Origin of the sequence: Cognataquiflexum rubidum (assembly GCF_022538115.1) — a bacterium.
GTDB classification, from domain to species: Bacteria; Bacteroidota; Bacteroidia; order Cytophagales; family Cyclobacteriaceae; genus Cognataquiflexum; species Cognataquiflexum rubidum.
Window position 1 is genome coordinate 1 of record NZ_JAKZAL010000006.1, and the last position, 13,629, is coordinate 13,629.

The following is a 13,629-nucleotide window of genomic DNA, read 5'->3' on the forward strand; positions in this document are numbered from 1 at the left end:
AAGGTTATTTAGAAAAGAATTCACTCCCATCTCTCACCACTTTATGTTAATTTATGGAATCATTTCAAACATAGGAGGAAAAGAAGGTCTCGCAATGGACGCAAAGGATTTTGACCTTCCCTGTTTTTGGCAGAGACCCGAATTCCCAATTTACATTTCCTCGGGCAAAAACCGGAATCATTGTTCTCGTTTTTTACCCCGAGTTGCGTTCCTTACTCGGGGCTACCAATATTTGATCCCTTCAGGATCATATCCCCCGCCGATGATAGTACCTCCCAAACCATTATTCACTCAGCATTTTTAATTCCCATACTTTTTTTCCTTTTCCTCTGCGTCTTTGCGTGAATTAAAAAATACCATAGAATCATTCATTGAAGCTTTTACACGAGGGGTATTTGAACAAATAAGGAAGCATTGCATTTTGTGAACGAATTGGCAAAAAATAAATTTTCTGCTTTGTTTTCCTTTCCGCCTTCAAAACCACCTTCCCATGAAAAAATTACAAAGTCTTTTCCTGTTTTTTCTTTTGTCCACCTTTTCTGTTTTTGGACAAAAAAGTCCTGCCGGAACCGCAGACATCTCCCTTCAATATTACCTTCCCCCAGGTTTTACCTACAATGAAAAAATCCCCAAGCCAAAAGACATTTTGGGGTTTGAAGTGGGCGAATGGAATGCAGGGTACGATCAAGTCATCCGGTATTTTGAAAAACTGGCAGACAGTTCTCCCCGGGTAAAATTTGAAATCATCGGATATACCTATGAAAAGCGACCCCAAATCATGCTGACGATCACCTCTCCCGAAAACCTCGCCAACATCGATAAAATCAAATCCGACAGACAGCAACTCCGTGACTCAAATGCCAAGATTGATTTTGACAAAATGCCCTTGGTAATGGCAGCGGGATATTCGGTTCATGGCAATGAGGCAAGTGCCATTAATTCTTCCATTTTGGCCGCTTACCATTTTGCAGCCGCCAATGAAATCGAGGCAGATCTGAAAAATATCATCGTCCTGATAGATCCCGCGCTGAATCCTGACGGAAGTAACCGCTATGCCTCTTGGGTCAATACCCACAGATCATACAACCTTAACGGCGATCCTTCAAACCGTGAACACAGCGAAGCTTGGCCGGGCGGAAGGGGAAACCATTATTGGTTTGACCTCAACAGGGATTGGTTGCTCGTGCAGCATCCAGAATCACAAAACAGAGTCGCTAAATTTCAGGAATGGCTTCCCAATATCTACCTGGATTACCATGAGATGGGCACCAACAACACTTTCTTTTTTCAACCCGGTATTCCAAGCCGCGACCATCCGTTAACACCCAAGAAAAACATAGAACTGACAGAAAAAATCGCCCAATACCATGCCAAGGCCATGGATGAGATGGGTTCGCTTTACCATTCGAGGGAAAGTTTTGACGAGTATTATTTTGGCTATGGCTCCACTTATCCGGATATCCAGGGTTCCATCGGGATCTTGTTTGAACAGGCTTCTTCAAGAGGTCACTTGCAGGAAAGTATCTACGGTCCGCTGCCTTTTTCCTTTACAATCAGAAATCAGTTCCGCACCAGCGTGAGTTCCTTTGAGGCAGCCAAAAACATGCGGGGAGAAATCAACAAGTTCATGCAGGATTTCTATGCTGAATCCTTGAAAGAATCTGCTGTGGACACCAACAAGGCGTATATTTTTGGCGATACCGCCGATGCCGCACGTGGTTTCCATTTGGCTGAAATGATCCAACAGCATCAGATCGATGTCTACTCCCTCAACCAAAACATCACTGTCAACGGTGTCCCTTTTGAGAAAGAAAAAGCGTACATCGTCCCACTCAATCAGCCACAATACAAGCTAATCAAAGCGATCTTCGAAACCCGAAACAACTTCCAGGACAGTCTTTTCTACGATGTCTCTGCATGGACATTGCCGATGTCCTTCAACCTTGACTACACAGCATTGAGCAGCAAAATCATGAATCTCGCCGATGTCACACTTCTCGAGGAGGATTTTGGCAAAAAAGCCGGAGCCCTGATCGGTGAAAAAAACGCCTATGCCTACGCCTTTGAATGGGCAGATTATTATGCGCCAAAGGCTGCTTACAAGTTGATGGATGAAGGATATTTGGTGCGCCTGACGCATGAACCCATCACCCTTGCTGACGGAAAGGTCCTGAAAAGAGGAAGTATTCTAGTCAGTACCCAAAGAGATGCTGAAATAGATGCTGCCACCAAACTTCACTCTTCATTAACTTCCCTTGCTTCCGAAACGGGAATCACCGTCTACGGCATCAGCACGGGATATACTGCAGGTGTCAATATCGGTTCACCAAGCATAGATGTACTGAAGAAACCTGAAGTCGCCGTCTTGGTCGGGACAGGTGTCACAAGCGGAGAAGCCGGAGAAATGTGGCATTTGCTAGACCAAAGATTTGACATGCCGATAACTTTGCTCCCTGTAGAAAGACTGGGAAATACAGACCTCAGCAGGTATAATGTCCTTATCATGCCTAATGGCAATTATTCAAGTTGGGGAAAATCCGAAGCCGAAGAAATCAAATCCTGGGCAAGTGCCGGAAATACTTTGATCGCCCGTGGAAATGCCATGACCTGGCTCAATAGCAATGAACTTGTTTCTTTTACTTTCAAAAAAGACCCAAAAGAAGAAGAGAAAAAGCCTGACCTACCTTATGCAGACTATACCAAAAATACCGGCGCCAGGATGACAAGCGGTACGATTTTCCATGCAAAGCTAGATGTGAACCATCCGATTGGATACGGGTATGGCAAGTCGGAGATTTTCACTTTCCGAAGCAGCAACCAAGTGCTCGAACCGGGAAAAAATCCTTACTCCAATCCCATGGTCTATACCGACAAGCCTTTGGCAAGTGGATATATTCATCCCGAAAACCTCGAAATGGTCAGAAACAGCAGCGCCATTCAGGTCAAGCGCCTCGGCCGGGGACGTGTCATCGGTATGGTGGATAATCCCAACTTCAGGGCGATATGGTACGGAACCAACAAGCTTTTCCTCAATGCCATATTCTTTGGTCAGGTGATAGAAGGCGGGACTGCGGATTGATCATTTACCAATTAACCCTCCAAGGGTTTTCAACCCTTGGAGGGTTTGGAGTTACGATCCCTTGGAGGGTTTCTTCTACCCAAGTGTTTTTAAGAAATCCTTTTTGTAAACTAAAGGAGTCACGCCGATCCTTTCTTTGAATTGCCTGTTAAAATTGGAAAGGGTATTGAAACCGCTCTCATAACAGATTTCACTGATATTGGCGTCCATCTCATGGAGCAATTTGCAGGCATGCCCGATCCTGACATCGGTGAGAAACTCCGAAAAGGATTTGTTCATCCTCGAAGAAAAGTACCTGCTAAAAGCACTTTCCGTCATATTGGCCATGGAGGCCACCTCCTCAAGCAGGATTTTTTGGCGAAAATTTTCCATCACATATTCATAAACCTTACTCATGCGATCCTTTTCAGATTCTTTGTTGGTATTGATATAGCCGGCCTGAGTGATCGGATGGCAATCGGAGGATTCGGACAGGACTTTCAGGATTTCCAGCAATTTCAGGATGCTGTCAATTCCTTTTGATTCCGTCAATTTCTCAAATTGAGGGCGGAGCAATTCATTGGTCTTTCCGGTTATTTCCAATCCCCGTTCTGATTTTTGGAGCAGGGTCTTGATGCCTTCAAACTCCTCTTTGTCATGAATGGCATTCCCCAAAAAGTCCTTTCCAAAGTACACAACAATCCCTTTGGTCATCAAACCACTTTCTTTTTCAAAGTACTGCGGATCGTTCCGCCACAAATGCGGGAGATTTGGGCCGGTAAAAACCATGTCAAATTCACGGAAAGGCTTCATCTGATCGCCGATAAACCTTGTCCCTTTTCCTTCCAAAACCAAGAACAATTGGTACTCATTGTGAAAGTGCCAATGTTTGTCAAAATTAGGGGCAACAAGCGCTTTGGCAACGAAAGCTTTGTCCTCAGGAATCCTTGATTTTTGAAGTGCCTGTTTCATGATTAGTCAATTATGCCATAATTATACATGAAAATTAAATTTTTGAACAAAATAAAGTCATAATCAGCAAAAAAAAAGGAAGATTGCCATTTGATAAATGTGGAATTTGAATCTTCCAATAAACCCTAAATTCCCCTAAATAAAACCATCCATGAGATATTCTCATTTCCTCCTCCTCCTTCTCTTCTTTACTGTCATCGGTTGTGGCAAAAAGTCCAATTTACCAGAGCTTCCCACAGGGCCAAGAAGAGCAGAAATCCTCTTCCTCGGACATGACAGCAAGCACCATGATTCCGAGAAACTGATGCCTTATCTGGCAAGACCACTTTTCCAAAAAGGCATCAACCTTACTTATACTTCTGATCCAAACGACCTGAACCTGGACAACCTGAATCAGTATGACGGGATCATGATCTATGCCAACCACGACAGTATTACTGTAGAACAGGAAGCTGCCCTCAAAGAGTATGTGGAAAGCGGCAAAGGTTTTATTCCCCTCCACAGTGCCTCTTTCTGTTTCCAGAATTCTGATTGGTATGTCGAAGCCGTAGGCGGACAGTTCCAATCGCATGGCACGGGTGATTTCAAGGTCGATATCATCGCTGCTGACCATCCTGTGATGCAGGGCGTGGAAGTATTTGAAACCTGGGATGAAACCTATATCCATACCCGGATCAATCCCGACATGACTGTCCTGATGGAAAGGGAAGAAAACGGACACCGCGAGCCTTGGACTTGGGTGAGAAATCAAGGAAAAGGACGTGTATTTTACACAGCTTATGGACACAATGAGCGCACTTGGTCCCAACCAAATTTCCATACCCTTGTCGCCAACGGCGTACTTTGGGCGATAGGAGATGATGTAGCCAAGCAGGTGGCCGATTTCAAAATCCCTCAGCCGGTATTTGAAGATGCCGTCATTCCAAACTACGAAAACAAAGACCCGGCACCGAGATACCAACATCCGCTTTCTCCGGAAGAATCCATGAAATTGATCCAGATTCCGGTAGGATTTGAATTGCAGCTATTCGCTTCTGAGCCTCAGATTGTCAATCCAATGGCGATGTGTTGGGATGAAAAGGGAAGGTTATATGTGATCGAGACAGAAGATTATCCTAACGAAGTCCGCACCGAAGGCGGAAATGACCGCATCAAAATCCTTGAAGATACTGATGGCGACGGCAAAGCTGACAAAGTAACTGTCTTTGCTGATGGCCTCAACATCCCGACAAGCATCATGGCCATGAACGGAGGTATCCTCATCTCCATGGCTCCGGATTTTGTATTCTTAAAAGATACTGACGGTGACGACAAAGCCGATATAAGAGAAGTATTGATCACAGGTTGGGGCAAAAGCGATACACACGCCGGACCTTCCAACCTGAAGTATGGCTATGACAATAACATTTGGGGTGTTTTGGGATATTCAGGTTTCAAAGGAACTGTTGGCGGACAGGAATTCAATTTCTCCCAAGGGGTATATAGATTCGCTCCTGATGCTTCCAACTTTGAGTTTTTAGGTTCGACAAGTAACAATACCTGGGGACTTGGCTTCTCGGAAGATTTCAATGTCTTCATCTCCACTGCCAACGGTCAGCACTCTGCCTACTTGGCCATGACCAACAAAAACGTCAAAAGACCTATTGCAGGCGGGATGAACAATACCGTCTTTGGTATTGACAGCCACTACGACATGCCGCACCTGACACAGTTTTTGAGACAGGTGGATTACCATGGCGGCTATACCGCTGCTGCAGGACATAACTTCTACACAGCAAGAACTTTCCCTAAATCCTATTGGAACAGGGTGGCTTTTGTGGCCGAACCTACAGGAAGGGTGCTTCACAATGCCATCATCACCAAAGACGGATCAGGATTCAAAGAAAAGAACGGCTTCAATATCGTGGCGAGTTCAGACGAATGGTTCTCTCCTGTACATGCCGAAGTCGGACCTGATGGTTCTCTTTGGATTGCAGATTGGTACAACTTTATCATTCAGCACAATCCAACTCCAAAAGGTTTTGACAATGGCGCGGGTAATGCCTACATCAACCCTATGCGGGATGCCAAGCATGGCAGGATTTATAGGCTAGTGTACAGAGGCGCACCGGAATACAAAGGTTTTTCCATTGATCCCTCTAATAATTCAGACCTGATCGCAGGCTTGAAAAGCGACAACATGTTTTGGAGAATGACTGCCCAAAGGCTCATCGTCGAAACCCAAAACAAAAGCATCATCGGTGACTTGTACAAACTGGTGGAGAACAGAGATGTAGATGAAATCGGCCTGAATACCGCTGCCAACCATGCCCTTTGGGCATTGCACGGCCTCGGCGCACTGAGCGGTGATGATGCCAATGCCATCAAGATTGTTGGCAAAGCATTGTCGCATCCTTCTGCAGGTGTCAGGAAAAATGCCATTGAAGTTCTTCCAAAAACCAATGAAACTTTTGCGCTGATCCAATCCAACAAGGTCCATCAGGATCCTGACCTGAATGTAAGAAAAGCGGCTTTCCTTGCCTTATCGGAGATTCCTGCTTCTGCTGAAATCAGCAACCTGATCTATGAAGCAAGTCAGGACGAAGCCAACGGCAAAGACGCTTATCTTCCACAGGTGATTTTCTCCGGGGTACTTGCCCATCCAAGTTATTTTGAGCAAAACCTTGCCTCGCTTTTCCCTGAAGAAAAAGTAGATTCTCTCTACACCCTGACAGAAAAGCTGACCAAGAGTCTTGTCGTCGAGCAATACAACCTCGACAGAAGAGCAGCGATCGTCTATCCTCCTGATGTCAGCAACAAAGAAATCCATATCGTCACAGAGTTGGCGGAAGGAAATGAACCGCTCGAAGGAGTCATTGCTGCACAGGGAAACAAGATGAACGGGTATTCCCTTTTTGTAAAAAAATCTACCTTGAATTGGGTAGTAAAACAAAACGGCAAAACCTATAAAATCACCGCCGGCAACCTGCCAAAGGAACTGTTTAAGGTGGAAGCCAAGCTCCTTGAGGGCGGAGTGATGACATTGCAGGTCAATGACAATCCGGTTGCCAAAGCAAAAGCCCCTTCCCTATTCACCGCTCCTTTGACTCCGGACAGAATCCGCGTCGGCAATGACATGGGTGAAGAAAATCAGGTCGGCGACTACGAAGGTTTCTCTTGGCTAAGGGGTAGAATGGGCAGAGACAGCTACCTCAGCCTCAAAGATCCCAACTTCAACCTGCAGGAATATTTGGCCAAAGGCCCTGAAAAAGCAGCTCCGGTTTCAAGGGAAAATGCCCTGGTAGTGAAGATCGGCGTCATTCCCCACGAAATGAAATACAATGTGACAAGCTTCAAGGTGAAAGCCGGCCAACAGGTGATCATTGACTTCGAAAACAAAGATTTCATGCAGCACAACCTGATCGTTGCCAAGATAGGTTCGCTCGAAACGGTAGGAAAAGCCGCTGACGAAATGGCAAGAGATCCAAAAGGAATCGAAAAAAATTATGTCCCCAATATCCCGGAGATCATCATAGCTTCCAAACTTGTGGATCCTGAAGGGCTTGAATCCATCATTTTCACTGCACCTACCCAAAAAGGAGAATATCCTTTTGTATGTACTGTACCGGGACACTGGCGCATCATGAACGGTAAAATGATCGTCGAGTAAAAACCGGGAAATTATGGCAATAAATGCAACTTTTGGTGTCAGCACCTGGCTTTGGACATCTCCTTTCCAAAAAGATACAATTGGATTATTCTCAAAAATAAAAGAAATGGGCTTCGACGCGGTAGAAATACCCGTCGAAAACCCGGATCTGATTGATATTCCTTCTGTCAAAAAAGCACTTGCGGAATTCAGCCTGCAACCCATCATCTGTGGGGCTTTTGGACCGACTAGGGACTTGACACATGATGACCCGGCTTTTCACAAAACAAGCTTTGACTACCTGCAAAAATGCTTTGAGATCAGTTCGGCACTCGGCGCACATTTCGTAGCCGGACCGATGTACTCTGCGGTGGGAAAAGCAAGACTTGTCTCTCCTGAACAGCGGAAAATAGAATGGGACCGCGCTGTAACTAACCTCCACAAAGTCTGTCAGATGGCCGAGTCCATGGGTCAGGAGATTGCTTTGGAAGCTTTGAACCGCTTCGAAACCGACCTGATCAATACCACCAAAGAACTCATGCAGCTTATCTCAGACATCAACCATCCTGCGGCCAAAGTGCTATTGGATGGATTTCACATGAGTATCGAGGAGTCAGACTTGGAGGATGCTGTCAGACAGGTAGGTGACAAATTGCTCCACGTGCAGGTTTCTGAAAACCACCGTGGCATCCCCGGAACAGGTCAGACTAGCTGGTTTTCATTCAAAAGAGGATTGGCTGCAGTCAACTACACCGGAGTGATTTCGATAGAGAGTTTTACACCAAATGTGCAGGAACTTGCAGGTGCTGTCTGCATCTGGAAGCCCCTTGCCCCGAGTCAGGATGAATTCGCTTCCCAAGGACTTGCCTTTCTCCAAGACTGGATCTCAGGCACAAAATTCACGCACTAGCGATGGTTTTTACCACAGAGCACACAGGGTACACAGAGCTGGAGGACTCCAATTTCTTCTTACCTTTCACCAAATACTTGTACTGAGCGCAGTCGAAGTAACCATTAACCAAATACTTGTACTGAGCGCAGTCGAAGTAACCATAAACCTAATTGCCACCAACAACAAACAACTAACCACAGAGCGCACATAGCTGGAGGTTGTGAAAAGATGTTTTGATGCTTCGCCAACTCCATTTACCTCTTACCTTTCACCAATAACCAAATACTTGTACTGAGCGCAGTCGAAGTAACCATTAACCCCAAATAACTTAATAACCAATAACCATAAAAGCCATGAGCCAAAAACAAATCAACATCGCCATCGTCGGACTGGGTTTTGGGGCGGAATTTATCCCCATTTACCAGAAGCATCCGCTAGCCAATATGTATGCCATCTGCCAAAGAAACGAAGACAAACTCAATGAAATCGGAGATGCCTTTGGAGTGGAGAAGCGCTACACCGATTACGATGAGCTCCTCAAAGATCCAAACATAGACGCTGTCCATATCAATACCCCGATCCAAGCCCATGCCGAGCAATCGCTCAAAGCACTCCGTGCCGGCAAGCATGTCGCCTGCACCGTGCCGATGGCTACGACCGTGGAAGAATGCCGTCAGATCGTCGAAGCCTGTGAAGAAACAGGGCTGACGTACATGATGATGGAGACGGTAATCTATTCCCGTGAATTCCTTTTTGTCAAAGAGATGTATGAGAAAGGGGAATTGGGCAAGATCCAGTTTCTGAGAGCAAGCCACCAACAGGAGATGGCCGGTTGGCCGGGATACTGGGAAGGGCTGCCGCCTATGCACTATGCGACGCACTGTGTAGGACCGGTATTGGCACTGCCAAAAGCACAGGCCGAATATGTGTCCTGCTTTGGTTCGGGAAGGATAGACGAAAACCTCATCCCAAAATACGGTTCTCCCTTTGCCATCGAAACCTGCCATATTAAACTCAAAGACTCCGACCTCTCCGCAGAAGTTACCCGCTCGCTCTTCAACACGGCGAGACAATACCGTGAAAGCTTTGATGTCTATGGTTCCAAAAAGTCATTTGAGTGGACACTGATCGAGCATGAAGACTCCGTCATCCATACCGGGGAAGTTCCTGAGCGGGTCAAAATCCCTGACTATGCCCACCTGCTTCCAAAGGAAATCGCATCCTTCACCACAGCAGGCGTATATGATTCGGATGACAACCAACACCTTTCCTTTATCCAAGGAGCGGGACATGGCGGTTCGCATCCGCACCTTGTCAATGAATTTCTGTCGGCACTGCACGAAGGAAGGGCACCCTATCCTGATGCAAGACAGTCCGCCAACATCACCTGCGTGGGCATCCTTGCCCATGAGTCAGCGATGGCCGGAGGTCAGATCATGAAGCTGCCTGAATTTACCCTCAGGTAATCCTATTCCTTACAACCTTTATCTCTCAAACCACAAGAACCACTGCGAAAGCGGTGGTTTTTTTGTGGGGTTTTGGGTAATATTCTGGGGATTGATAAAAAATCCCTCTTTGGCAAATAGGAAATTTATTACATTAGTTATACTTTTAGAATTCCCAAATATATTGTCAGCTTTAGCTTAATTATAGTCAAAAAGACATTACTATGAAACCTATATTTTCTAGAAATATCGACATCAATAAAACAGCTTTTGTCAATTGGCGTACATCGAAAAACGAAGATATTCAGAATATGTTAGTTCTTGCTGAAGGATTTTTAACTTCATCTATTGAACTAGCTAAAGTTGCCTTAGCCTCCAATAAAGATAAAAAGGCTGATATAATGATTTTTCCCATTTTGACAAATGCAAATCATGGAATAGAATTGTATTTAAAATCACTTGTTTGGACTTTAAACAAACTCCTGAAGTCAGAGAATAAGATTGAGGAGATGAATCATGATATTAAAAAAATTCTTGAGACTGCCCAAAAAAAAATAGAACAGTACAAGGACCAAGAGTCTTTAGATTTTTTTAATCACCAGATTGAAGAATTACAGAGTTATATTAATGAACTATTTACGATAATTAAGGCTTCACCCAAAAATGCAAAAATGGATTTTTCCCGATATCCATTTGACCATAAATATTTAAATCATTTTTATGTTGATGAACTAGGAAATGTTGAGATTGATTTGGAAAACCTTATTTCACGTTTTGAGAAAATTCTTGAAACTCTTGATGAAAGAATTTCATACTTCTATTACCAAGAGTTAAATCAGGACTGGTGAAAAAAAAGCAATAAAGAAATACCAAAGGAGAGCAGGATATGGCGGTTCTCATCCTCCCTTAGTGCTTGAGTTCAAGATTGCGACATAATCAAATTAGCATTTTCATGAAATTAGTGGCTGTTGAATGTAGTATATAGAGTGTAATCGAGTTTTACAAAAAAAGGAAGATTGGCTATATTATAGACTAATCGGAATAATGAATGAGTTTAAAAAGGGTAAGTATTTTTGTTTAGTTGCGAATAAAATTCATCTTTTAATGGAAGGATTTAAAATTAATGAAGGATTCAAGTTTAAAGAAAAAAAACTTAACCGATGAAACAGATAATAATAGTATTAATCTTCAGCAGTTTTCTAGGTATTTCTGTTTTTGGTCAACAAAGCTTTCTGCTAAATGAGGAGTTTACAGATAATTCGAATAATTGGGATGTTGGTAAAGATAAAAATGAAAATTCTGAAATAAGATTAGGAAAATATTTGATGGAAAATTATACCAAGAACGCATGGAATTGGTATGCAATTGAAACTGATTTAGATGGTAATAAAGAGTTCTTAATAGAATCAAGTATTAATAAGCTCAATAGTTACAATAATGAGGATATTTATGGTTTGATATGGGGTACAGAGGACGCAGAAAATTGTTTTGCTTTTGTTATTAATACCATAAACCAAACCTACACAGCATTTAGTATTTATGGAGGAACATGGTTTAATCTTATTAACTGGCAAAAAAGTAACCATATAAATTATGGTAACACAGCTAATAAGCTTGGAATCGCTAAGATTGGGAAGGATTTGATTTTTTTAGTAAATGATGAACCTGTTAACAAAACTCCGGTACAAGAATTTTACGGAAAACATATTGGATTTTTTGTTGGCCCAAAAATAAAAATTGCTGCTGACAATCTTTTGGTCAAGCATATTTCATTTGAAGAGGATTTTGGTAGTTCTAATGATTCTTGGACAGGGAATGGAACAGGATTTTTTATAAGTAATGACGGATATCTTGCCACTAATTATCATGTCGTTGCTGAAGCTTCTGAAATTGAAATTGAATTTATTCGAAATGGACAAAAACAGAATTATAAAGTAAAAGTAATCCAAAGTGACGAACAAAATGATTTAGCAATATTAAAAGTTGATGATGCTTCATTTAGTTCATTTATCTCAATACCATATAATTTTCAAACTTCATTATCAGAAGTTGGTTCAAATGTTTTTGCTTTAGGCTATCCTTTAGCTTTATCAGTAATGGGTACAGAAATCAAATTTACTGATGGAAAAATTAGCTCTAAAACTGGTTTTAAAGGCGAAATTTCAACATACCAAATGACAACTCCAATTCAACCAGGCAATAGTGGCGGACCCCTTTTCGATTTTGATGGTAATCTAATTGGGGTAAATTCAGCAAAATTAAGAGCGGATGTTGCAGACAATGTATCATATGCTATCAAATCCAGTTATTTAAAAAATCTTCTCGATGTTCTTCCAACGACTCTTAGTTTACCGAATGATAAAACTATTGTTAATAAGACATTGACAGAAAAGATTAAAATTATATCTGACTATGTTGTATTAATAAGGATTAAATGAAAAAGTACCCTTTCTGAGTGTAGTTTGACTTTTGATGGTGAATCTAGGTGTAGTTTGAAACTACACCTTTTTATTTTAAGGAATTTGTAATTCCAATTCCACAATGGTTCAACCCTTTTAGGGTTTTTGCCTCCCATCCTTATATCATTTATCCCCGGTTTTACCGGGGGCTCCGCCACAGCGGACAGGTATTGAGAAGTTTGATCCCTTCAGGATCATTTTTTCTATTCTCTGATATTTAAGAATTCAAAGGCAGAAACTGAACCACTTTGCTCCTTCTTGAGATCCTAAAACTGACCCCGAACGGGGTCAAACCTATCAATAGCCGCGGGCAGCAGCCCGTGGATCAAAACAACCAAGAATATGCTCCCGACCCCTAAGGGTGTCGAACTATTTTCCTCCAAGTGGGTACTTCCGAAGTGGGAGGGGGTACTTCGGAAGTACCCCCTCCCACTTCAGATGTGAACTCACTCACCTTTTTACCGAACTCGGTCACCTTTTTGGTGAACTCACTCACCTTTTTGCTAAACTAGTTCTCCTCGGAGGTGAACTCACTGACCTTTTTGCTGAACTCGGTCGCCTAAGAGGTGAACTCACTGACCTTTTTGCTAAACTAGTTCGCCTCGGAGCTGAACTCACTGACCTTTTTACTCACCCAGTTCACCTTTTTGCTAAACTAGTTCGCCTCGGAGGTGAACTCACTGACCGTTTTGCTGAACTCGGTCACCTTTTTGCCGAACTCAGGCGCCTTTTTGGTGAACTCAGGCGCCTTTTTGGTGAACTCACTGACATTTTTGCTAAACTAATTCGCCTCGGAGGTGAACTCACTGACCTTTTTGGTGAACTCGGTCACCTTTTTGGTGAACTCACTGACCTTTTTGCTGAATTCGGTCACCTTTTTGGTGAACTCACTCACCTTTTTGCTAAACTCGGTCGCCTCAAAGGTGAACTCACTGACCTTTTTGCTAAACTCGGTCGCCTCGGAGGCGAACTCACTGACCTTTTTGCTGAATTCACTGACCTTTCTGCTGAACTGGTTCGCCTCGGAGGTGAACTCACTGACCTTTTTACTCACCCAGTTCACCTTTTTGGTGAACTCACTAACCTTTTTACCGAACTCGGTCACCTTTTTGGTAAACGTTACAAAGCACAGGTGGTGTTTGGCGTTTGATGATGGAAGCCTTTTTTCCATTCCA

Annotated in this window: 8 protein-coding genes; 7 read left to right on the plus strand and 1 reads right to left on the minus strand. The window is 43.3% G+C overall.

The features are described 5' to 3' along the window. Positions 1 to 490: 490 nt before the first annotated feature. Positions 491 to 3,079 carry a M14 family zinc carboxypeptidase gene (locus MMU05_RS08245; protein WP_241141204.1) on the plus strand — a complete coding sequence of 863 codons (2,589 nt, stop codon included), beginning with the start codon at positions 491 to 493 and terminating at the stop codon, positions 3,077 to 3,079. Positions 3,080 to 3,154: 75 nt separating this feature from the next. On the opposite strand, the gene MMU05_RS08250 is transcribed toward MMU05_RS08245, so the two are convergent. Further along, positions 3,155 to 4,030 carry an AraC family transcriptional regulator gene (locus tag MMU05_RS08250; protein ID WP_241141205.1) on the minus strand — a complete coding sequence of 292 codons (876 nt, stop codon included), beginning with the start codon at positions 4,028 to 4,030 and terminating at the stop codon, positions 3,155 to 3,157. 151 nt (positions 4,031 to 4,181) lie between these two features. Between MMU05_RS08250 and MMU05_RS08255 the strand changes: the two genes are divergently transcribed. The 6 genes from MMU05_RS08255 (at position 4,182) to MMU05_RS08280 (ending at position 13,604) form a co-directional block, all read left to right on the plus strand. After that, positions 4,182 to 7,679, plus strand: a complete 3,498-nt coding sequence (locus tag MMU05_RS08255) for a PVC-type heme-binding CxxCH protein (RefSeq protein WP_241141206.1) — start codon at positions 4,182 to 4,184, stop codon at positions 7,677 to 7,679. Positions 7,680 to 7,692: 13 nt separating this feature from the next. Next, a complete protein-coding gene (locus MMU05_RS08260) occupies positions 7,693 to 8,568 on the plus strand; it encodes a sugar phosphate isomerase/epimerase family protein (RefSeq protein ID WP_241141207.1) in 876 nt (291 codons plus the stop codon). Positions 8,569 to 8,903: 335 nt separating this feature from the next. Beyond that, on the plus strand, positions 8,904 to 10,016 hold the full coding sequence (locus MMU05_RS08265; protein WP_241141208.1) for a Gfo/Idh/MocA family protein: 1,113 nt from the start codon (positions 8,904 to 8,906) through the stop codon (positions 10,014 to 10,016). Positions 10,017 to 10,219: 203 nt separating this feature from the next. Then, a complete protein-coding gene (locus MMU05_RS08270) occupies positions 10,220 to 10,843 on the plus strand; it encodes a hypothetical protein (protein WP_241141209.1) in 624 nt (207 codons plus the stop codon). A 312-nt stretch (positions 10,844 to 11,155) separates the two neighbouring features. Next, positions 11,156 to 12,433 carry a S1C family serine protease gene (locus MMU05_RS08275; RefSeq protein ID WP_241141210.1) on the plus strand — a complete coding sequence of 426 codons (1,278 nt, stop codon included), beginning with the start codon at positions 11,156 to 11,158 and terminating at the stop codon, positions 12,431 to 12,433. A gap of 382 nt (positions 12,434 to 12,815) precedes the next feature. After that, complete coding sequence (locus MMU05_RS08280; RefSeq protein WP_241141211.1) at positions 12,816 to 13,604, plus strand: hypothetical protein; 789 nt, start codon at positions 12,816 to 12,818, stop codon at positions 13,602 to 13,604. The last annotated feature ends 25 nt before the right edge of the window (positions 13,605 to 13,629 follow it).

Coding starts and splice junctions, on each gene's coding strand:
- MMU05_RS08245 (WP_241141204.1), top strand. CDS start 491: ATGAAAAAATTACAAAGTCTTTTCCTGTTTTTTCTTTTGTCCACCTTT.
- MMU05_RS08250 (WP_241141205.1), bottom strand. CDS start 4,030: ATGAAACAGGCACTTCAAAAATCAAGGATTCCTGAGGACAAAGCTTTC.
- MMU05_RS08255 (WP_241141206.1), top strand. CDS start 4,182: ATGAGATATTCTCATTTCCTCCTCCTCCTTCTCTTCTTTACTGTCATC.
- MMU05_RS08260 (WP_241141207.1), top strand. CDS start 7,693: ATGGCAATAAATGCAACTTTTGGTGTCAGCACCTGGCTTTGGACATCT.
- MMU05_RS08265 (WP_241141208.1), top strand. CDS start 8,904: ATGAGCCAAAAACAAATCAACATCGCCATCGTCGGACTGGGTTTTGGG.
- MMU05_RS08270 (WP_241141209.1), top strand. CDS start 10,220: ATGAAACCTATATTTTCTAGAAATATCGACATCAATAAAACAGCTTTT.
- MMU05_RS08275 (WP_241141210.1), top strand. CDS start 11,156: ATGAAACAGATAATAATAGTATTAATCTTCAGCAGTTTTCTAGGTATT.